The organism is Vibrio penaeicida, assembly GCF_002933855.1.
Lineage (GTDB): Bacteria > Pseudomonadota > Gammaproteobacteria > Enterobacterales > Vibrionaceae > Vibrio > Vibrio penaeicida_A.
Genome location: NZ_BFAQ01000024.1, coordinates 66,641 through 89,447, shown reverse-complemented (window position 1 = coordinate 89,447; position 22,807 = coordinate 66,641). Strand labels below are relative to the sequence as shown.

Below are 22,807 nucleotides of genomic sequence, written 5' to 3'. Positions count from 1 at the left end.
ACTAAAAGCCAGAAAAATGGGCAAAATTTACTCAGAAATTTAATGAGAAGGTTTAAGGTCTCATTGAAGATATATATTTGATATGGTTACTGGGTATGGAACAAAACCAATTTGAGAAACGCAGCATGCAGACACTAGCAGGAAAGAAAATACTTTTAGGGATTAGCGGCGGAATTGCTGCGTATAAATGTGCCGAACTCACTCGTAGGCTCATCGAACGAGGCGCTGAAGTGCAAGTCGTTATGACGAATGCAGCCAAAGAGTTCATCACCCCGCTGACGATGCAAGCCGTATCCGGTCGACCTGTATCAGACAGCTTACTCGATCCCGCCGCTGAAGCGTCTATGGGGCACATTGAACTCGCCAAATGGGCAGATTTAGTGCTGCTTGCTCCTGCAACCGCTGATCTGATCGCACGTATGGCATCGGGGTTGGGCAATGATTTATTAACGACACTCGTTCTGGCAACGGATGCCCCCATCGCCGTTTCTCCTGCCATGAATCAGCAAATGTATGCCAACCTAGCGACACAAGAAAACATCCAGACATTAAGCCGCCGAGGAATGGAAATTTGGGGTCCCGCTTCCGGTGAGCAAGCTTGTGGGGACATAGGGAAAGGTCGAATGCTCGAACCGATGCAGTTGGTTCACCTATGTGAAGATTTTTTCACCCCTTCGGTACTATCGGGTCAATCCGTGGTGATTACCGCAGGTCCCACTCGCGAAGCCATCGACCCGGTTCGCTATATATCGAATCACAGCTCGGGAAAAATGGGGTTTGCCATTGCCAGTGCAGCAGCGAAATTAGGTGCTAACGTCACGTTAATCAGCGGCCCCGTCGCGTTACCCACGCCTGTTGGCGTGAATCGAATTGACGTCGACAGCGCTACTGAAATGCACCAAGCTGCCTTGGAGCAAGCTGTAAAACATAATGTCTTCATTGGATGCGCTGCGGTCGCTGACTATCGACCAGAAACCATTGCCGATCAGAAAATTAAGAAAACAGACGATAGCGATGCCATGACGATTCGGATGGTCAAAAACCCAGACATCATAGCCTCTGTTGCCGAACTTAAAGAGGATCGTCCCTTTACTGTCGGCTTTGCGGCAGAAACACAAGATGTCGAAGCCTATGCGCGGAGCAAACTCGCCAAAAAGAATTTGGATATGATTTGTGCCAACGATGTGTCCATTCAAGGGCTTGGGTTTAATAGCGATAGCAATGCTCTGCATTTATTCTGGAAAGAAGGCGACAAGATCCTACCTACCACCAGTAAAGTCGAGCTGGGCAAAGCCTTAATGGAAGAAATCGCTGCGCAGATGACGCCGAACAAATAACAATTTCTCTTCGATAAACAGCGCTCTTACTGAGCGCTGCAAACAACAAATTCTTTTATTCCTTGAAAATCACGAGTGTATCTCTAGCCTCTTTAGCTGGCTGGCGCTAAAATGCTGGCTTGTAAATTTTCTGCCAAAATTAAGGAATGGACTGAATGACCGGCAATCGAAAATCAAATCGTCGTGAAGAAATCCTACAGGCACTGGCTGAAATGCTGGAGTCCACCGATGGAGCCTCTCGCATTACGACAGCCAAGCTTGCCAAACAAGTAGGTGTTTCCGAAGCCGCGCTATATCGTCATTTCCCTAGTAAAGCTCGCATGTTCGAGGGCTTAATCGAATTCATTGAAGACGCGCTGATGTCTCGCATCAACCGCATTCTGGATGAAGAAAAAGACACACTTCAGCGTATTCGGCTGGTTATGCAGCTCATTCTTGCGTTTTCAGAACGCAACCCAGGTCTTTCACGTATTCTGTCTGGTCATGCGTTGATGTTTGAAAATGAGCGTTTACGTGAGCGAATCAACCAACTGTTTGAACGCATCGAAACCCAATTACGCCAGATCCTGCGTGAGCGTAAGCTTCGAGAAGGCAAATCCTTCCCAGTCGATGAAAGCATTTTGGCAACCCAGTTACTTGGCCAAGTAGAAGGCAGTTTAAATCGCTTCGTCCGTTCCGACTTCAAATACCAGCCAACCGACAATTTTGAGGAGTACTGGGCACTGCTCAGTGCGCAGATTCAGTAATCCATGAAAAAGTTTGAAACGGCAAGATTTCACACAGGATTGCTTCATCCTCGTTTCTGGTTGGTATGGTTTGGATTTGGCTTGTTAGCGCTGATCGTAACGCTTTTCCCTTACCCACTCTTAAAGAAGATGGGTAGAGGCTTGGGTAAAGCGGTGGCACCACTCATTAAAAAACGCGCCAAAATCATTCGCAAGAATTTGGAAATTTGCTTTCCAGACATGGAAGAGTCAGAAAAGCAACGCATCACAGATGAAGTCTACAAAAACTCTGGTCTTGCACTGATAGAAACTGGCATTGCGTGGTTTTGGCCCAACTGGCGCTTCAAACGCATCATCAATTTTAAAAACGATCAACATATCCTAGATCTAGAAGCGCAAGGTAAAGGGGTATTGGTTGTTTGTACTCACATGCTAAACCTTGAGATTACCGCTCGCGCTTTCAGCCAATTTGCACCAGGTTATGGGGTATATCGCCCTCACGAAAACCCAGTGGTCGACTTTATTCAGAACTGGGGACGAACTCGTTTCGGACATCAAATGGTCGATAGAGAAGACGTTCGTGGCATGGTCCGCGTGCTGAAGTCGGGCGGTCGATTGTGGTATCTACCGGATCAGGATTACGGCAGCCAAAACTCTGTCTATGTTCCTTTCTTTGAATACGAAAAAGCGTGTACCCCATCTGGTACCGGATTTTTAGTCGATATGGGTAAATGTGCTGTCATTACGGCATCAAGCTTGCGAAGTGGGAACCAGTATTGCTTAGAAATAGACAGCGATATCAGTGCTCAATTCCCAAGAAGAGATGCAGAAGGTGCGGCGATCGTCATGAACAAAGCCATAGAGAAAGTCATCACCCGAGGCATGGATCAGTACATGTGGATGCACCGTCGATTTAAAACCATGCACGATGGCAGCGAGCGTGGGCACCTTTATAACGACTGACCTCTATTGGCTAAAGACCTATCAATACAAAAAAGACAGCCTAGGCTGTCTTTTTTAACATTTGTACTTTAACTCTATCGCTAAGTTAAATTCCGAATTCTGCGCGGTACGCTTTTACAGCTTCAAGGTGTTCTGAATTTTCACCTTTCTCTTCAAGGTAAGAGATAAGATCCGTCAAGCTCACAATCGAAATCACAGCACAACCAAAGTCGCGCTCCACTTCCTGAATGGCAGACAATTCACCTTTGCCTTTTTCTTGGCGGTCAATCGCCACTAGAACACCCGCTAAGTCCGCGCCATTCGCTTTAATGATTTCCATCGACTCACGAATCGCTGTGCCGGCTGTAATCACATCATCCACCAGCATAATGCGTCCTTCTAGCGGACTGCCGACTAGGTTGCCACCTTCACCGTGGTTTTTTGCTTCTTTACGGTTAAAGCAGTATGGCGTATCCACATCATGGTGATCGGCCAATGCAACGGCAGTCGTTGTTGCAATTGGAATGCCTTTATACGCTGGGCCAAACAACACATCGTAATCAATACCAGAGTCAGCCAAAGCAGCCGCATAAAAACGCCCTAGTCTCGCCAAATCACGACCGGTATTGAACAAGCCAGCGTTAAAGAAGTAAGGGCTCTTACGACCAGATTTTAAAGTAAATTCGCCAAACTTAAGCACTTCTTTCTCTAGTGCAAACTCAATAAAATCACGCTGGTATGCTTTCATTAATTTTCTCTCTATTTTCTTAGTGTGTTTCGTCGCCTACTCCATCAATGGCTCTCAGATTGATGAGAAACATAAACAGAGTAGACAAAAAAATAGCCCCTCAGTGAGGAGCTATTCATTTAATCAGTTTTCTAACGCTTTCTTCTGCGTTTCTACAATGGAATTAATGCCGGTTTTCGCTAGCGCCAGCAACTCCAATAATTCTTCGTGGCTAAACGGTTCACCTTCTGCGGTGCCTTGCACTTCAATCATACGACCATCTTCCGTCATAACAACGTTCATGTCGGTCTCTGCTGCTGAGTCTTCAACATACTCAAGGTCGCATAGCGCTTTTCCTTCAACGATACCAACAGAAACAGCAGCAACGTGCCCTTTCATTGGGTTCGCTTTCAGCTTACCTTGCTCTACCAAGTGCTGGAACGCATCAGCCATCGCAACGCTTGCACCAGAAATAGATGCAGTACGTGTACCGCCGTCCGCTTGGATAACATCACAGTCAACAGTCACCATGACTTCACCCATGGCTTCTAAATCAACGACTGCACGTAAGCTGCGAGCAATCAGTCGCTGGATTTCCATTGTACGACCGCCTTGCTTACCACTCGCGGCTTCACGGCGATTACGAGTGTGGGTTGCACGTGGCAACATACCGTATTCCGCTGTTACCCAGCCTCTGCCTTGACCTTTCAGCCAACGCGGCACATTTTCTTCCACGCTGGCGTTACACAACACCTTAGTATTGCCAAACTCGACAAGCACGGAGCCTTCTGCATACGCAGTATAGTTACGAGTAATTTTGATTGGGCGAACTTGTTCCGCGGTGCGATCGTCTGGACGCATGGATAAATACCTTTCATGGGGAGGCGAATCTGGTTGGAGGCAAAGTATATAGGAATTCACTCGTGCTGCCTAGCCATGGCGACCATCTACATCGCGGCAAACCACCGGAGATCTCGTACCTCGCTCGGTGATTATGCTACTATACCGCTCATTCGAAATTTTCATCTCCGCGAGCAAAGGACAATTCAATGATCTACAGCATGACTGCTTATGCACGAAAAGAAATCAAAGGTGACTGGGGCAGCGCAGTTTGGGAGATTCGCTCCGTCAATCAACGCTATTTAGAAACCTACTTTCGTTTGCCAGAGCAATTCCGTGGTCTTGAACCTATCCTTCGTGAGCGCTTTCGCAAGAAGCTGGCACGCGGAAAAGTAGAATGTCACCTGCGCTTTGAAGCGAACCCAGCAGCAAAAGGTGAAATCACCATCAATCAAGATTTGGCGCAGCAAGTGATCAATGCCGCCAATCAAGTGATGTCGATGACGGGTGAAGATAGCCGCATCAACCCATTCCAAGTCATGAACTGGCCAGGCGTAATGGAAACACCTGAACAAGACATGGATGCTATCAACAAAGACCTATTAGGTGCCTTTGATGAAGGGCTAAAAGACTTTATTGACGCTCGTGGTCGTGAAGGCGAAAACATGAAAGCTCTGATTGAGCAACGTTTGTCTTCCATCACCGAGCAAGTAGTCAAGGTTCGTGCGCGCATGCCAGAAATTCTAGAATGGCAACGCGAACGCCTACTCACCAAGTTTGAAGAAGCCAAAATTGAGCTAGAAGGTTCACGCGTGGAACAGGAGCTGATTCTTTTGGCTCAAAAATCCGATGTCGCTGAAGAATTGGATCGCTTGGACTCACACGTAAAAGAAGCCAACAACATCCTTAAGAAGGGTGGCGCATGTGGTCGTAAGCTAGACTTCATGATGCAAGAGTTCAACCGCGAGTCGAACACGCTGGCATCCAAATCCATCAGCACAGACATCACCGCATCTGGCGTAGAACTGAAAGTTCTAATCGAGCAAATGCGTGAGCAGATCCAAAACATCGAATAAAAAAAGAAACAGGTCGCTAATTATAGCGACCTGTTTTCATTAGAGGTGCTCGTTTCGGCTACACACCAAGCTTTTCACAGGCTTTAGTGCTTAAATACAGCCCTAAGATTAGTACAGTACACGCTGCTACTCCTCCAAAAAACAAAGCAACAAACCCTATGTTTCCGGTTTCACTAGCTGGAGCAGAAAGATCAATGCCTATTATTTCCGCACCAATATGCGCTGCCAGCATACCGGCTGCGCCAGTAAAAAAACTTACAGGTATGAGAAACAGGTGCCTCACCACTCGTTTAAATAAAGAATCAGCTTCTAAAGTATATATGTGTTTCATATAACACCCAAAATTGGCGATGCTAACCTATCTATTTAATGAATAAACTTTTTTTCAGCTTACTGGAAATGATTTGAGAGTGACTCCACACATTTTTGTGGCTGATAATTTGCTTCCATGTATAGCTGATAGCAACAAATTACTTTGACGATCTGACTGGTTGAGAGTTTTTATTTTTGTTCTGGTATTCTATGTCAAATTTCTTCAAATAAGTGACGCAGTATAAAAGCTTTGCCCCTACCAACTTAGCCAATACTTGCCATGATCCCGAGTTCACAATGATAAGAAACATACTAAGACTGTTTTTCACCTTCTTGCTGACGGCTTTTTCAAGCAAGGTGATTTTCCTTTTCGCTGCTACCTCTATTCCTCTGAGCCTGTTCAGTGTGGATGGCTTAACCAGCGTGCTTTACGGGCTGAGATTCGATGCCACCATAGCGGCATTATTGACGGCACCCGCGGCATTGGTGTTACTGGTTCTGAATTTTCTTCGATTCGACATGCGATGGGCGATTCGTCTTTGGGCGAGTTTGGCGGTTTTATGGATCATTGGTGCCACGGCGTCCGACACTATTTACGCTGAAGATGCGCGTAAGCACGTTACCTTTGAACTCTTTACGGCTTCTGGTTTAGTCGATTCCGTACTGATAACGGCTTTCACCGTGTACTACCCGCTGGTGATTTTAGGTCTAGTCCTAAGTGCCGTATCTGTCTTCATTATTTGGAAAAGTCGCTGGACTAGCATGGCGACGAGCCGCTTAACCCTCGGTAAATACACACTGGCGACGCTGGCTTACCTCGTACTCACCGTAACCTTTATTCGCGGTGGTTGGTTCGATGCGCCTCAGTCACCGATGAGTGCTTATAAAATTGGTCACAATGACAAAGCGTATATAGCGTGGAGCGCGCCTTACAGCGTGACTTACTATCTTGCAAACGGGAAAAACAAAGCCGTTTCTCGTATCACAGCCAGTCCTGAGCCTTCTGTTCACGACGCATTCAACGCCGCACTCGATCAAGAAGTCGCTTCCAACATCAGCGACTTCAAAAAAGCCAATGTGGTCTTCGTTTTGTTGGAAAGCTGGGCATCGGTAGATATGAATAGCCCAAACCCAGAACACCACTCCACCCCATTCTTTGATGCACTGCGTGTCAAATCACTGACATCGGATGCCATGTATGCCGATGGATACCGCACAGTCCAAGGTATTTTTGCTAGCATGTGCAGCTACCCTAACCCTAATGGTGGCATTGTCGCGGGCACGCACTTACAAAATAGCAAATACAAATGTTTACCCCACATGCTACGTGAACAAGGGTGGGACACACGTTTTGTTCAAGGCAGTGGCAAAGGCATTGTTGGAGCGTTTGCTCAATCCCTTGGATTTACAGAATCCTACGGTAAAGAAGATTTTGACTTTCAAGCGCCGCACAATGAATGGGGCTTTCAAGACGACAGTATCTATCGCTTCTCGATGGACAGAATCAACGAGATGCAGAACAGCAACTCTGACAAGCCCTTCTTTATTGCCATCAACACAGGCACCACGCACGGTTCATTACTTCCATCCGAAGATGACTTTACGTTCGGAAAATCCACTATGCCTGAACTGCGTCGTAGTACCATGAATTATGCCGACAAAGCGTTAGAAGCCTTTATTACTGAACTGCATGACACCGTAAAAGAGCCAACATTGGTCGTGCTGATGTCGGATCACACCGCCAAGATTGTAGAGCCTAACCTAGCGAAAAACTCGATTCCGTTTTTGATCTATGCTACCGACGGCAGCGTGCCCGCTATTCACCACAATAGCGCATCGTCTCAGCGCGATGTGGGTAGCACCATAATAGATTGGCTAGGTGGTTACGCGCCTTGGTTTACAGGGCATTCCCTGCTCGATGAACACTACGCAGGGCAATCTAGCTTCTCTGATGGAAGCCTGTTCTTTTGGGTAGACGGCAAGCGCATGGTGACCATCGATTCTAGCAACAACAGCTTGCAACAGTGTTTCCACATAAAAGATGACACTATAAGGTTGAAGCGAGCAGACTGTAATGAGTCTTGGGTGGCGCCGCTGTTTGAACAAGGTCGCGACTTCAATGCGCTCACCCAAGAGCTGTTGTTTAATGGCGAGACGACTCAGTATCGAGACATATTCAGCCAAACCCACTAGTTCAACCAAATCCACTAGGGCGAAACAGAAGCATTGAGGTTATTGAACAAAAAATGCTATCCTTTCGCCCCATTTTTTAGGCATCTCACCCTGCAGTGCGTTACACTCGCATTCAGGTAACTAGGGTAAAGGTAAGCGGATTATTCATGGGTAAAGGTACTTTATACATCGTTTCAGCACCAAGCGGTGCAGGTAAATCAAGCCTGATTTCAGCGCTATTGGAAAAAAATCCAACCTACGCTATGAAAGTATCAGTATCCCACACAACTCGTGGAATGCGCCCTGGAGAAGAAGACGGCACACACTATCACTTTGTTAGCAAAAATAAATTTGAAGAATTGATCGAACAAAAATCGTTTCTTGAATACGCAGAAGTGTTTGGTAACTACTACGGTACGTCTCGCCCCTGGATTGAAGAGAACCTAGATAAAGGCATTGATGTGTTCCTAGACATTGATTGGCAAGGCGCGCGTCAAATACGCGAGCAGATGCCTCTGGCTAAGAGCATTTTCATTCTTCCTCCTTCAAAAGAAGAACTGGAACGCCGCCTTAATGCACGTGGTCAGGACAGCGAAGCTGTGATCGCCAAGCGCATGAATGAAGCACAATCTGAGATATCCCATTACAATGAATATGATTACGTCATTGTAAACGATGATTTCGACACCGCAGTGCTCGATTTCAAGTCTATTCTTCGTGCAGAACGCTTGAAGGAAGACAAACAAGCCGCTAAATACAGCAGCATGTTAACAGCGCTATTGGCCGATTGAGCCTTTAGACTGTATAATTTCTCGTCATATTAAATTTTTAGTTAAATATTGGAGTCCTCATGGCACGCGTAACTGTACAAGACGCTGTTGAAAAAATTGGTAACCGTTTTGACTTGGTTCTGATTGCGGCACGCCGCGCTCGTCAAATGCAAACTGGCGGTAAAGATTCACTAGTGCCTGAAGAAAACGATAAGCCATCGGTTATCGCTCTTCGTGAGATCGAAGAAGGTCTTATCACTAAAGAAGTACTGGATGCTCGCGAGCGTCAAGAGCAGCAAGAACAAGAAGCAGCAGAACTGGCGGCAGTAAGCAGTATCGCTCACAACCGTTAATAGTAACTTTTTAGTTCACAGTAACTTTTTAGTTCATAGTAACTGTTTAGTTCACAGTAACTTTCTAAAGCATTTCGGGCCTGTAATTTGTATCTTTTTGAAAGCCTAAAAGAAGTTGCCCAAGAATATCTGACAGAGCCTCAACTTGAGGCTCTGAGTCGATCTTATGTGGTAGCAAGAGACGCCCATGAAGGGCAAACCCGTTCCACTGGCGAACCGTATATTATCCACCCTGTCGCTGTCGCTCGTATCCTCGCAGAAATGCGCCTCGATAATGAAACCTTGATGGCAGCTTTGCTGCACGACGTTATCGAAGATACCGAGGTCACCAAAGAAGAATTGGAAGAACAGTTTGGAGCTACAGTCGCTGAATTGGTCGATGGGGTATCTAAGCTGGATAAGCTTAAGTTCCGCGATCGAAAAGAAGCACAAGCCGAAAACTTCCGCAAAATGGTGCTCGCTATGGTTCAGGATATTCGCGTTATCCTGATCAAGTTGGCAGACCGTACGCACAACATGCGTACACTGGGTGCACTTCGCCCCGATAAAAAGCGCCGTATTGCTCGTGAAACGCTGGAAATTTACGCACCACTTGCTCACCGTTTAGGTATTCACAACATCAAAGTTGAGCTTGAAGAGCTAGGCTTTGAGGCTTTATACCCCAATCGATATCGCGTTTTAAAAGAAGTGGTGAAAGCCGCGCGCGGTAACCGAAAAGAAATCATTCAACGTATTCACGATGAGATTTCCGGTCGATTGGAAGAAATGGGGCTCAACGCCCGCGTATTTGGGCGCGAAAAAAACCTGTTCTCCATCTATAACAAGATGCGCACCAAAGAACAGCGTTTCCATACTATTATGGATATCTACGCGTTTCGTGTCGTCGTTGATTCTGCCGACATGTGTTATCGCGTTCTTGGTCAGGTTCACAGCTTATACAAGCCGCGCCCTGCCAAAATGAAAGACTATATCGCCGTTCCAAAAGCCAATGGATACCAGTCTTTGCATACCTCGATGGTAGGTCCTCACGGCGTGCCAGTTGAAGTGCAGATTCGTACCGAAGACATGGATCAAATGGCAGACAAAGGTGTTGCAGCTCATTGGTCTTATAAGAGCAATGGCGATAAGTCTGGCACCACCGCACAAGTAAAAGCGCAGCGCTGGATGCAAAGTCTGTTAGAGCTGCAGCAAAGTGCCGGTAACTCTTTCGAATTCATTGAAAACGTAAAATCCGATCTGTTCCCAGATGAAATTTACGTGTTCACACCAAAAGGTCGAATTGTTGAAATGCCTGTGGGCGCGACTGCTGTCGATTTCGCGTATGCCGTACATACCGATGTGGGCAACATGTGTGTAGGCGCGCGGGTTGATCGCCAACCTTACCCGTTGAGCAAAGCTCTGAAAAACGGTCAAACCATTGAAATCATCAGTGCGCCGGGCGCACGCCCGAACGCCGCGTGGCTCAACTATGTAGTGACCTCTCGTGCTCGTACCAAGATCCGCCAGGTTCTGAAAACCATGCGTCGTGAAGAGTCGATTACCTTAGGTCGTCGATTGCTGAATCACGCATTAGGTGAACATTCGATTTCCGACATCAACCAAGACAACATCGATCATGTTTTGGCTGAACTAAAAGTCGAATCGCTAGATGATTTGCTGGCTGCCATCGGCCTTGGCGAATTGATGAGTATTGTGATTGCACGTCGCTTGTTAGGCGATGTGGATGAACTGACCGAAACGAGTGACTCGAAAAGCAATAAGAAGAAGCTTCCTATCCGCGGTGCGGAAGGTATTTTGCTGACGTTTGCTAATTGCTGTCACCCAATTCCAGATGATCACATTATTGCCCACGTCTCTCCGGGTCGAGGATTAGTGGTTCACCGTGAAACGTGTCCAAACGTACGCGGATACCAAAAAGAACCGGATAAGTACATGGCAGTAGAATGGTCGAACGATTACGATCAAGAGTTCATTACTGAACTTCAGATCGACATGCAAAATCACCAAGGTGCGCTGGCTGCGTTAACCAACGTGATTTCGCAAACAGGTTCGAACATCCACGGTATTTCGACCGAAGAGAAAGACGGTCGCCTGTACACCATTACCGTGCTTTTAACTGCGAAAGACCGTGTGAATCTAGCTGGCATTATGAAGCGCATTCGCGTTATGCCTCAGGCAACAAAAGTTCGCCGACGCAAACACTGATTCTCTAAAAAACGAGTTTGCACAATAGTTACGGAATTGCACATTAAATACTAACACTCAAAGGTCTCTTATCTTCTTGGTAAGAGACCTTTTTCAGAGCGACATATGAATTTAGAACGCTACCATCGAATCCACACCGTACTTAAGGCACGCCAGCCTGATCTGACTTTATGTCTTGAAGAAGTCCATAAGCCAAACAACGTCTCTGCCATTATCCGCAGTGCCGATGCAGCGGGTGTCCATAAAATACACGCGGTGTGGCCAGATCCTAAAATGCGCACCTTAAGCCACACTTCGGCGGGTGCGAGAAATTGGGTAGAAGTGGATACGCATGAATCGATAGATGACGCCGTAGGCGAGCTAAAAAAACAAGGCATGCAAATACTCGCAACAAATTTGTCGGACACAGCAGTCGATTTTCGTGGCATCGACTACACCATACCCACTGCCGTGATCTTAGGTGGCGAAAAACACGGAATCACTCCCCATGCACTTTCTATGGCCGATCAAGACATCATCATTCCCATGGTTGGAATGGTGCAATCGTTGAATGTTTCCGTTGCCAGCGCGTTGATCTTATTCGAAGCGCAAAGACAGCGCCAAATTGCTGGTATGTACGAACGAGATGAGTCGGCATTACCTGCAGAGTATATTCATCGAATTCTGTTTGAGCGTGGGCATCCCGTTCTCGCAAAAGTCGCCAAACGCAAAGGCTTACCTTACCCACCTTTGGATGAAGTTGGTCAAATCGTGGCAGACGAGAGCTGGTGGGCAGAAATGCAAAGAAAATAGCTTCTCAAAGAAAGCTGGTTGAAAAGAAAAGAGCTTCATTATTTTCTTTTCAACCTGAGCCCTAGGGCCTGAGCTTGTTCTACTGTGACACGTGCTCAACGATATCAACCTTGAACCCTGCTGGGTCCTCCACCATAAAATGGACTTGCCCCCAAACCTCCTCCTTCAACGGCATCGCGACGGTTAGATCATTTTTCGTCGCCCATTCATAAGCCGATCGTGCATCAGCTACTTCCAATGAAATGACGTACCCTTCTCTTGCCATAATAGGGTGTAAGAATTCGGGTTGCGTTGCATGTTCAGGCACTAAAAAGCCAAGTTGCACACCGTTTTCAGACACCAAATGAAGATAGAATTCTGGATCATAAAACACCGCTGTAAAACCAAAGGTGGATTGGTAGAAATCTTTGAGCGCCGCTAAATTTTCGCTCACCATTACTGGAAACATCGCTTGTACTTCAATCATGACTTTCTCCTTGTTTAACTAAACAAGAACAGTCTGACTTACTTCACATCATCAGCATTGTACAAAACGGACATGTTTTGAAATTGTTGATACGGCATACCAATGAACCGCTGACAATCACGGATAAAATGCGATTGATCGTAGTAGTAATTTGCCCAACCTTTGTCATCGGGGTATTGATTCAGAAGAGCGAGCGCATTTTGGAATCTAAGAACCTGATGGAACTCCCGAGGCGATACCCCTAAGTGTTGGCGCACAATCCGTCTTAACTGGCGCGAGGAGATCCCCATTTTTTGACAATGTCGCTCAGACATATCCAAACCGTTATCTAAATGAAGCAGGCTGTGGTTTAAAAAGGCATCTAAGCGAGTATCTGTGTTTATCGAATTGGCGTGTCGAATGAACCACTGAACAATAGTGGAACATCGGGTGTAGAAGTCTGGGCTATCAAATACCGCTTGTTGAAACCAAGGCAGCCCGCTGGACGATATAAACTCAGACGCCAACACCCCTTGAGGCTCCGCAAGCCAATTTTCTAATGGGTCTCGCACCACCGCTTGATAACCTAACACGTGAAAGCGAACCCCAAAATAAGACACCGGACCTTGTACTTCAAACGGATTCGCTGACAAAAACGAAGGGATAAACACGCTGTCTTCGGGCTTATCGACACGCGTTATCCAATCAACACAATTATCGGGAATGCTGTGATAAACAAAGCGCCCTTCGGGTACATTCAACTGCCAAAAGCTTTGCACTATTCCCGAAATAGGATCGGGCGGCGTTAGCCGAAGGTAGCCATTTTCAGCATGAACACTTCCCTGTATTGGGTGGTAACTGGGAGAAGGCATTTAGAGTATCCATTCACTTTTCCTCCTTACAGCTTACCAAAAAATGAATAGGGTCTTGGACCCTATTCTCACCGACAATATGTTCTAGATAGTTTAGGGTCTATGACACCGTTTGTTCATGCAACTTTTTTGGCTCACCAATGGCTGATGTCGGTTCTTCATCAGGGATCACATCGGGTAGCCTTTGCTCCATCAATCTCAGAGGACGATAAAGCAAACTCACCACACCCCAGATAACGGCAAATGCCCCTAATACCGCCAGCAACAATCCAACCCCTCGACCTTCGCTTCCACCGAATATAGACACAGCAAAATGCGCCATGGCGGAGTCACTTGTCATGAACGGCTCTACCACGTTTTCTGCCAGATGACCGATAATGAAATACGCCAAGGGCATCATCGACCACGACATCATCTGATTGGTGGCTATCACCCGACCTTGCAATTCAAGCCCAACTTTCACTTGAATCAGACATTGCCAGTGTGCGTTGACCAACGCCAACGACATTCCGATGCCAAAGAACCCAGCCATGAGATAAAACTGATTGGCTTGAATACCCGCAATGATCATCGAGACACCAGTTAGAAGCGTAAAGCCAATCATGCCATGGGCTCGGAGCTTAGTTCCGCCCCATATCCCCATAATCAAGCCACCAGCCAATTGCCCTATTCCATCAAATGCGAGTACCTGGCCAAGCAAATCTGCTTTGCCCACAGACAGTACCAATGGGGTACCGAGCACCATAATGGCGCTGAACGCAAAGTTGTACACCGCAAAGAAGACCACCATCGCAAGCATCTCTTTACGCTGAAGGATGTATTGCCAACCCTCAACTATTTCCTGAAGAATCGGTAACTCGCGCTTTTTGAACATCCGATTCGGGAAGCGAATGAGAAGCAGCGTGGTAAACGCAACACAGAATGCCGCAATGTCTAAAATCAACACATTTTGTAGCCCAACCTCTAGGAAAAGATACCCACCCGCAAAAACCGCGATCACTTGGCTGGTGGAAGAAGCCAGTTGAGCCAATCCATTCGCTCGACCGAGGTATTTCTTAGGCACTAATTGCGCAATGGTGGCAATGTAGGCTGGTCGTTGAAAAGCTTGTCCGATAGAACTGATGGCGACCACGGTGTAAATTTTCCAAATCTGCAACTCTCCCGTCCACAAGGTAAAGAAAATAAACAAGGTGCCACAGACAGAGATGGCGTCGCTGAGCATGAGAATCAGCCGCCTATCCCACCTATCGACCAATGCCCCTGCAAACGGCAACACCAAGATACCGGGGAGCAATGCAAACACGGAAATATATGCAAATTCGGTGACGGATCCGGTTTGTATGTAAACCCAAGTACCCAATGCAAACGCCGTCAAACCGGTTCCAAGCATCGACATAAATTGCCCGAAGACGATAACAAAAAACAGCGGTAAGCTTGGTTTCGCCTCCCGATTTTTCCTATTGAACAAATGGCTAAACGAGAACGTCTCTTTTGGCTCATTATCCGTTTGGCTCAATGCAGAACCATTTACGTTTTCATATTTTTTGTCTTCATCACCTCTTTTATCTTCGTCGTCTTTTGTTGGTGATTCCCATTGTTGAATTTGCGCGGTCAGGATTCGGCTCAACTCATGAGGTTGATGTTTGATAAAGAAATGCCCTGCATCGGGAATCACTTCCATCGACACATCTGGCGAAAAGGCTCGCCAATCTTGGTATCGTTCTTCATAAAATTCGGTGCTTTTGTCTTTGTCTCCGTATATCGACAATATCGGCGCACTGACGACGTAGTCCTCTGGCGACAAGTTCGCAACCGTGTAGAAGTCTTCGGCATCGCTGACATCCTGTCGCATCGCTGACATCAGGAAATTCAACTCGTCTTCTTCCAGTGATTCTGAAAAACCGCCTAACGACAAAATCGACTCAAAACGTAAGCGATTGGAAACCAACTTATCAAACGGAATCCATTTCCGAAGTGACTCCAACGCCGCAAAAGGCAACCTTGGGAATGGGAACGTTGCCGCTAAGAATACCCCTTTTGCGGGCGATCCCTTTGCTTCTAATCTGCGGGCAATATCCAAGGTGAGCGCCCCGCCAACACAATGACCATAAAGATAGATATCACCTGAAATGCCGGACAGTATCTCTTCGACGCACTGCTCCGCAATGTCATTCATCGGCATCAGCGCTTCATCTGAGCACGCGTAGTCATGACCGGGGAAATTCAAAGCATGCAGCGAATAATCATCAGGAAGGCAACCTGATAAAGGTTGATACGCTATGGGGCTTCCGCCGCCATAGGGGATACAAACAAGGTGGCGCTTAGGTTTGGCTTTGCTTTTATTTTGGGATGTGAGGCAATGCAACAGACCGGTTGGTTGGCCATCGGTGTCGGACTCAATGTGCTTAGCGATCTCCGCCACGGTTGGGAAACGGAACAAATCCACTACCGTGACTTTTTTCGGTTCACCGCCGCCTTTATCTGGCTCTAAAGCATGGTCTGCTATCGACCGATCTGCTAAAGAACAAGATTCCAAAGCGCGATTCAGCATACTCACCATTCGAATTGCGGTAATCGAGTTACCACCGATCTGGAAGAAGTTGTCGTGAACGCCAACTTTTTCGACATTCAACGCTTGTTGCCAGATATCGGCAAACAAGATCTCCAAGTCTGTAGTTGGTGCAACGTATTCTTCTGCTTGGTTCCATACTGGGTCGGGCAGCGCTTTTCTGTCTAGTTTACCGTTCGCACTCAGTGGAATACCGTCGATCAAGTTAAAGGTTGATGGCACCATGTATTCTGGCAATGCGTCTGATACCACTTGGTGGAGCCTAGCAAATAGGGCTTCGCTGTCGTCATCTGAAACAATGTAAGCGGCAAGACTCTTAATACCTTCTCTCTCAACATCAATGACCACAGTATGCTTCACACCCGATTGCTCCGAGAGCACAGTTTCGATTTCCCCAAGCTCTACGCGGTAGCCCCGTACTTTAACTTGGAAATCCTTGCGCCCCTTGAATTCGATGTAACCATGCTTATTCCAGCAGCCTAAATCGCCTGTTCGATATAAATGGCCGAGTGTTGGGTGATCAAAGAACTGAGCAGCCGTTTTTTCTGGCTCGTTATAATACCCTTTCGCGACCCCTGCACCGCCAATATGGATTTCTCCTATCGCTCCGGCTGGACAATGCCCACCCTGCTCGTTAAGCACCCACATGGTTTGATTTGGCATCGCCAACCCATAAGGAATACTTTGCCAATCAGGGCTAACCGACTGAATGGGATACCAAATTGACCAGATACTCCCTTCCGTTGCACCGCCTAAACTGATGGCTTGTACTGTCGGTATTAGACTCTTAAGTTGCTTCGGAAGTTGAAGTGGGATCCAATCCCCACTCATGAGCACGACTTTCAATGAACAGAGGCTTTGTGGATGTTCGCATTTGGAGCCCCCTATTCCAGAAGTACCAATAGGCAACGCCACCTCTTCCACCAAAAGCTGCACCAATTGAGGCACAGAGTTCCAAATAGTCACTTGATGGGTATCGACAAGTTCGACCCATCGACTTGGGTTTTGCACTTCTGATTGTTCAGGGAAAACAATGGCTGCGCCTGCTGCTAACGTACCGAATAAATCGTAAACAGAAAGATCGAAGCTCAAATCCGATAGCGCCAATACTCGGTCTTGCGGCTGAACGTCGAACGTTCGATTCACCGCTTCGATGGTGTTCATTGCACCATCATGACTGATCACCACCCCTTTCGGTTTTCCCGTGCTGCCAGAGGTGAAAATAATGTACGCCAACTCATCAGGGCTGACATTCGGTAACGCCTCTCGCCACAATCCATTTTCCCAATGCTCTGGGATAGAGGTTTGATACACCGATTCAATGATCGTAATCTGATAATTTTTTAGCCACTCTTCGCCAGCGTGCAAGTCATGCTGACACTGAGTCATCACAAGGTGCGTTACATCACCCGCTTTCAACACATCATTCAAACGCGATGCTGGCCAAGCCACATTGAGTGGTAAATACGCCGCCCCAATCGACATAATGCCCAACGTAGCCACCAGCTGTGGTTCGCCTTTTTCCGTCAGTACACCAACCAACTCACCTCGCTCTACCCCTGCTTGTTGAAGCTGATTTGCTAATAACAAACGATGCTCGTGCACCTCTTGATAACTAACGTTATGGTCACCACAAACGACCGCAAGCGCATTAGGTTGCTTTACCACTTGCTCATTGAATCCGTCGAGTAAATTTCTTTTAGGGTAATCTTCGTGCGTGTTGTTCCACTGTTCAAAAAGCTGCTCGCGCTCAGCCGGTGAAAGCACATCAATTTGCCCAAGCGCTTGATTCGGATTAGCAGCAAAGCTCTTTAATACCCATGAGTAGACGTCGGCAATTCTTTGAATGGTGTCATCATTGAACAAGCTGGTCGCGAAATTGAAGTTGCCGTAAATGTCTTCTCCGCTGTCATCTAAGTACAAACTCAAGTCAAACTTGGCGGGATTTCTTAACGAGCGCACTTCTTCAAATTGCGCTTGTTTAAACGGCAACGTCTGCTCTTTCAAACGCTGCTCACCAAAACTTTGTAGCGAGAACATCACTTGAAAAATCGGGTGACGTGACATATCCCGTTCTACTTTTAGCGCCTCAACAAGTTGCTCGAAGGGTAAATCTTGATGGGTTTTTGCATCTGCTACGACGTTGTGAACTAAAGTGATGAATGCTTTCACGCTCGACGAAAGCGATACATCTGCTCGCATTGGCAATGAATTAACAAAGTAACCGATCAAATTTTGGACTTGCGTGTAATGGCGGTTATCAGAAGGCGTGCCGACGACAATGCTTTTCTGACCAGACAATAGCGCCAGCGTCGCATAAAACCCACTCAGCAATACTGTGTACAAGGTGGTATCTTGCTGACGAGCGAGCTGTCGAAGCTGATCAGAGAGCCCGCTATCGAATGTGAATACTAAATCTTTACCGCTGTAATCGATTGTTGCTGGGCGCGGAGAATCGGTCGGTAAGGCTAGCGTTTCAACGCCATCAAGCTGGTGCTTCCAAAACGAAAGCTGTTTCTCTAAGTTTGAGCCCGTTAGTTGCTGACGCTGCCAAAGGGCGTAATCGGCATAACTAACGTCCAATTCAGGCAGCACAGGTGAGTTCCCTGTGCTGTAAGCTTGGTACGCCAGCGATAACTCGCTAAGAAAAACATCGGTCGACCAACCATCAAAAGCAATATGATGCCAAATGACCAACAAGTAATCTTTCTCCAACCCTAGGTAGCGAATCAACCGGATCGGTCGCTCTTGATCCAATTGGAAGGGTCGAGATATTTCGGAATCAAAAATGGTTTTTACTGGCGTATTAGGTGCGATGGATTCGACGTCCATTTGCACGGTGGATACCAGCAGCTTCACATACGCCTTGTCTTGTTCATCAGTCAGGTATATTGAATTTAATACCGGATGTCGCTCAACTATCTTTTGGAAGGACCGTTCCAGCGCCGGCAAATCGACGTCGGCATTGAGCTCAAAGACATAGGGAATATGATACGCATCCGTGCCTTGCTCAAACTGCTCTATGAACAACATGCGCTCTTGTGAAAAAGAAAGCTCGGTTTGCGTCTCTGGCATAGAAAGTATCTCTTTATCCCAAAACGCATGCTTAGAGGTGATCTGATTTTGCTGCAATATACCCAATAGTTCTGGCTTTCTTGCTTTGATCTCCCCCAGCAACTCTGAGCACGGTTTATCACCGGCAAACGCCAGCTTAATGGCGTCCTCTTCCACCCAAACCGACATGTTGCTGGCTTTGATTCGATTCACTAATTCGTACATAACTAAATACTCATTTCGTTATCTTGCTCATCAAGGAAGCTGACGGTTTGATTTTCTTCAATGTACGCTGCCAACTCGGCGATCGTTTTGGTGGTGTAGAGGTTCACTAACTCCAAACGCAGCGAATGACCAAGGTAGCGATTGATCTGGCTAATGACTTTAATGGCGTTAATGGAATTGCCGCCGATTTGGAAGAAACTGTCGTGAACGCCAACGCGCTCTAACCCCAACACCTGAGACCAGATGTTGCACAGCGCGATTTCCAACTCACTTTCTGGGGCGACGTAACCACTGGATTCCACCCATTCCGGTTCAGGCAGCGCTCGGCGGTCGAGCTTGCCGTTTAACGTTAGAGGGATGACTTCAATCTGGTTGAAGGTAGCGGGCACCATGTAATCCGGTAGATGAGCATTTAAGCTGTGGCGGAGGTCATCCATACTGAGTGTCTGGTCACTCACAAGGTACGCGGCAAGATACTTGTCGCCTTCTTTTTCTCTGTCGATGACGACAGCTTGCTGCACCCCATCAACCGCCATGAGCGTGGCTTCAATTTCACCCAGCTCAATCCGGTAACCGCGTATCTTCACTTGGCTGTCATTACGCCCGATGTATTCCAGTTGACCGTCGTGACGCCAGCGCACCCAGTCTCCGGTTTTGTATAACCGTTCATCCTGCCCTTCAATTGGGCTATCGATGAACTGCTCCGCTGTTAAGATGCCTCGATTGAGGTAGCCTCTCGCCAGTCCTGCGCCCCCTATGTGCAGCTCACCTGGAACACCAATTGGACACAGCTTTCCATTGCCCGAGAGGACATAGCATCGTTCATTACTCAGCGGTGTACCGATAATGTGGGCGTTGCCCGATTGGTATCGAGATTGAGTACTCCAAATGCACGCCTCAGTCGGACCGTACACTTGAATGACCTCTTTAAAACGCTGCGACAAGCTTTGGTAAATCGCTTCCGAGCCACTTTCGCCGCCGACAATAACGGTCACGTGAGACAAATCGAGAGCTTCTGGCAACGCTACTTGCAATACTGACCACACCGAAGGGGTAAGCTGCAGTACGTTAGTCTTGCTGGCATGATCGGATAAAGTTTCCGATGCTTGGTGGATATCCGACAGATGAACTGTTCCGCCTGACAACAGGGGTAAGCCGTATTCCAAGCCAAAGATGTCAAAGGTGTATTGAGTGAGGCTGACTAAGGAAACGGGCTGCGCCTGAACAGACTGATGATATTGGTGAATAAAATCGGCGTAAGCCGAATGCGGCATCATCACCCCTTTAGGCTTACCTGTGGTGCCTGAGGTGTAAATGATGTACGCAAGGTCATCACCTGAAACCGTCAGGTTTAGGTTCTCTGATGATTGGGTGTACGCGTTGTCTGCCAACACCAACTCGGGTAGCTGAGGCAATTCGCTTAACCAACCATCAAGCTGGCTTAAATGCGTTTGCTGAGTGAGGACCAACGGAGCCGCAGTGTCTTCCAAAATAAACTGCGTGCGCTCTTTCGGGTATTCTGGCGATACAGGGACATACGCCCCACCCGCCTTGAGCACCGCTAAAATGCTCACCACCGTGTCTACGCTTCGGTCTAAGTACAAGGCAATCGGTGTGTCTGCCGTCAGTTCACGCTCGTAACGAATCACATGCTGTTGGCGAAGAGTGCGCGCAAGCTGGTTGGCTTTTTGGTTCAACTCTTGATAGGTCAAATGCTGGTCTTGATACGTGAGTGCCACCGCATTCGGTGTAATTTGCACTTGCGCTTCAAACAATTGATGCCACGTTGGTAGGGACGGTGCAGGTGATTGTGTGGTATTCCAGTCGCGTAATAGCAGCGTTTTTTCAGATTCCGATAGCACATCAATGTCTGCAAGGCATTGTTCAGAATCCGCGACAAAGCTTTTCAATATGTGCTGATAAATCGTCAACACACGTTGCGCAGAAGAGTGCTCAAACAGGCTGGTAGCGTAATCCAACCCCAATTTTAGAGCGTCGTGACCGTCATCCACATGGAAATTCAAATCAAATTTGGCTGGGGCATATAGCCCTTCGTCGCCCAAATCGACCGATTCAAATGGCAATGCGTCTTGGCTCAATTGCTGATGACCGAAACTTTGCATGCCAAACATCACTTGAAACAATGGGTGGCGCGACATATCGCGCTCTACGTTGAGTAAATCAATCAAACGCTCAAACGGCACATCCTGATTCATTTTAGCGTTGGTCATTACTGTGTGAACCTGCTTAAACAGATCGCTTACTGTTCCAGCTAGATCCACTTGAGCCCTTAACACCAGAGACGTAGCAAAGTAACCAATCAAGTCTTGTGTCTGGGGTTGATGGCGATTGTCGGAAGGCGTGCCAACAACGATGTCGTCCTGTCCACTCAGCGTCGCCAGTGTCAGATAAAATCCGCTCAGCATAACAACGTAAAGCGTGGTGTCTTGATCTCGTGCTAACGATTTAAGTTGCTCCGACAACGCGCTATCGAGAGTCAGTGAGACGTTTCTGCCTTGGTAGTTCAATTTTGTTGGTCTTGGATGATCGGTTGGCAGCTCCAACGTCTGACAGCCGGATAACGTATCAGACCAAAATGCCATTTGGCTCTCTAGCCCCCTCCCCTCAAGTTGATGACGTTGCCAAAATGCATAATCACTGTACTGAATTGCCAAGGGTGGCAGTACTGGCTGATCTTGCTGTAATGCTCGACCCTGCGTTAGCAAGGCTTGGTATGCCTGAGATAGCTCACGCAAGAAAATGTCGGTCGACCAGCCATCAAAAGCAATGTGGTGCCACAGTATCAACAGATAGTGTTTGCCTTCAGAGGTGAATTGCGACAGACGCATTGGGGCTTCGGTAGACAGATCAAACGGTCGCTCAATCGCTTGAGACAATTGGGCTTTGAAGTCAGCAAAGTCCGCTACTGTCTGTTGAGAGATGCAAACCTTTTGATCCAGTGGATGCAATGCAAACTGCCCTTCTTCATTCTGCTTGTAAATCGAGTTCAACACTGGATGCCTATCGACAACGGCTTGGAACGCTTGAATCAACACATCCTGCTGGATATCACTGGAAAGCTCGACGGTATAAGGAATGTGGTACGCATCTGTGCCTTGTTCAAATTGCTCAATAAACAACATGCGCTCTTGAGCAAAAGACAACGTCGCATTTGTATTTGGCAAAGAGAAAATCTCTGTTTCCCAGAAGTCGTGCTTAGATAAGATGCCATTTCGCCTTAAGATATCCATCAGACCGGGTTTGTTTTCTTTGATTTTCGCAAGCAATACGTCCGATGGTTTCTCGTCACCAAATGCTAATTTGATAGCATCCTCTTGTACCCATACAGACAATTCATTCTCTTTGATTTGATTGATTAGATCTAACATGG

At 47.2% G+C, this 22,807-nt stretch carries 16 protein-coding genes; 9 read left to right on the top strand and 7 right to left on the bottom strand.

The window, feature by feature from the left end; translation table 11 throughout:
- Window positions 1-125: 125 nt before the first annotated feature.
- From coaBC to lpxL, 3 genes are all read left to right on the top strand, one after another.
- Window positions 126-1,337 carry a bifunctional phosphopantothenoylcysteine decarboxylase/phosphopantothenate--cysteine ligase CoaBC gene (coaBC, locus tag VPNCDNU1_RS14540; RefSeq protein ID WP_104401039.1) on the top strand — a complete coding sequence of 404 codons (1,212 nt, stop codon included), beginning with the start codon at window positions 126-128 and terminating at the stop codon, window positions 1,335-1,337.
- Window positions 1,338-1,492: 155 nt separating this feature from the next.
- A complete protein-coding gene (gene slmA, locus VPNCDNU1_RS14535; protein WP_101111463.1) occupies window positions 1,493-2,083 on the top strand; it encodes a nucleoid occlusion factor SlmA in 591 nt (196 codons plus the stop codon).
- A 3-nt stretch (window positions 2,084-2,086) separates the two neighbouring features.
- On the top strand, window positions 2,087-3,025 hold the full coding sequence (gene lpxL, locus VPNCDNU1_RS14530; protein ID WP_104400982.1) for an LpxL/LpxP family Kdo(2)-lipid IV(A) lauroyl/palmitoleoyl acyltransferase: 939 nt from the start codon (window positions 2,087-2,089) through the stop codon (window positions 3,023-3,025).
- Window positions 3,026-3,110: 85 nt separating this feature from the next.
- Here lpxL and pyrE read toward each other — a convergent pair whose 3' ends face one another.
- Together pyrE and rph are read right to left on the bottom strand one after the other, a co-directional pair.
- Window positions 3,111-3,752, bottom strand: a complete 642-nt coding sequence (gene pyrE / locus VPNCDNU1_RS14525; RefSeq protein WP_104400981.1) for an orotate phosphoribosyltransferase — start codon at window positions 3,750-3,752, stop codon at window positions 3,111-3,113.
- A gap of 123 nt (window positions 3,753-3,875) precedes the next feature.
- Entirely contained in the window at window positions 3,876-4,592 is a 717-nt protein-coding gene (rph, locus tag VPNCDNU1_RS14520) for a ribonuclease PH (RefSeq protein WP_101111466.1), read from the bottom strand.
- Window positions 4,593-4,780: 188 nt separating this feature from the next.
- On the opposite strand from rph, the gene VPNCDNU1_RS14515 reads away from it, so the two are divergent.
- Entirely contained in the window at window positions 4,781-5,647 is an 867-nt protein-coding gene (locus VPNCDNU1_RS14515) for a YicC/YloC family endoribonuclease (RefSeq protein WP_101111467.1), read from the top strand.
- Window positions 5,648-5,705: 58 nt separating this feature from the next.
- On the opposite strand, the gene VPNCDNU1_RS14510 is transcribed toward VPNCDNU1_RS14515, so the two are convergent.
- Entirely contained in the window at window positions 5,706-5,978 is a 273-nt protein-coding gene (locus VPNCDNU1_RS14510; protein WP_104400980.1) for a hypothetical protein, read from the bottom strand.
- Window positions 5,979-6,256: 278 nt separating this feature from the next.
- Between VPNCDNU1_RS14510 and VPNCDNU1_RS14500 the strand changes: the two genes are divergently transcribed.
- From VPNCDNU1_RS14500 to trmH, 5 genes are all read left to right on the top strand, one after another.
- Entirely contained in the window at window positions 6,257-8,152 is a 1,896-nt protein-coding gene (locus tag VPNCDNU1_RS14500; RefSeq protein WP_174715146.1) for an LTA synthase family protein, read from the top strand.
- A 146-nt stretch (window positions 8,153-8,298) separates the two neighbouring features.
- Entirely contained in the window at window positions 8,299-8,922 is a 624-nt protein-coding gene (gene gmk, locus VPNCDNU1_RS14495; RefSeq protein ID WP_104400978.1) for a guanylate kinase, read from the top strand.
- A gap of 59 nt (window positions 8,923-8,981) precedes the next feature.
- Window positions 8,982-9,254, top strand: coding sequence for a DNA-directed RNA polymerase subunit omega (rpoZ, locus tag VPNCDNU1_RS14490; protein WP_101111469.1), 273 nt, complete (start codon window positions 8,982-8,984; stop codon window positions 9,252-9,254).
- Between the two features lie 87 nt (window positions 9,255-9,341).
- Window positions 9,342-11,459 carry a bifunctional GTP diphosphokinase/guanosine-3',5'-bis pyrophosphate 3'-pyrophosphohydrolase gene (spoT, locus tag VPNCDNU1_RS14485; RefSeq protein WP_104400977.1) on the top strand — a complete coding sequence of 706 codons (2,118 nt, stop codon included), beginning with the start codon at window positions 9,342-9,344 and terminating at the stop codon, window positions 11,457-11,459.
- A 105-nt stretch (window positions 11,460-11,564) separates the two neighbouring features.
- Entirely contained in the window at window positions 11,565-12,251 is a 687-nt protein-coding gene (gene trmH, locus VPNCDNU1_RS14480; protein ID WP_104400976.1) for a tRNA (guanosine(18)-2'-O)-methyltransferase TrmH, read from the top strand.
- 79 nt (window positions 12,252-12,330) lie between these two features.
- Here trmH and VPNCDNU1_RS14475 read toward each other — a convergent pair whose 3' ends face one another.
- From VPNCDNU1_RS14475 to VPNCDNU1_RS14460, 4 genes are all read right to left on the bottom strand, one after another.
- Entirely contained in the window at window positions 12,331-12,717 is a 387-nt protein-coding gene (locus VPNCDNU1_RS14475) for a VOC family protein (RefSeq protein ID WP_104400975.1), read from the bottom strand.
- Between the two features lie 38 nt (window positions 12,718-12,755).
- The gene (locus VPNCDNU1_RS14470; RefSeq protein WP_104400974.1) at window positions 12,756-13,568 is read right to left on the bottom strand and encodes an AraC family transcriptional regulator; all 813 of its coding nucleotides are present in this window, start codon (window positions 13,566-13,568) and stop codon (window positions 12,756-12,758) included.
- Window positions 13,569-13,668: 100 nt separating this feature from the next.
- Window positions 13,669-19,416, bottom strand: coding sequence for a non-ribosomal peptide synthetase (locus VPNCDNU1_RS14465; protein WP_104400973.1), 5,748 nt, complete (start codon window positions 19,414-19,416; stop codon window positions 13,669-13,671).
- A gap of 2 nt (window positions 19,417-19,418) precedes the next feature.
- Window positions 19,419-22,805, bottom strand: coding sequence for a non-ribosomal peptide synthetase (locus tag VPNCDNU1_RS14460; RefSeq protein ID WP_104400972.1), 3,387 nt, complete (start codon window positions 22,803-22,805; stop codon window positions 19,419-19,421).
- Window positions 22,806-22,807 lie beyond the last annotated feature (2 nt).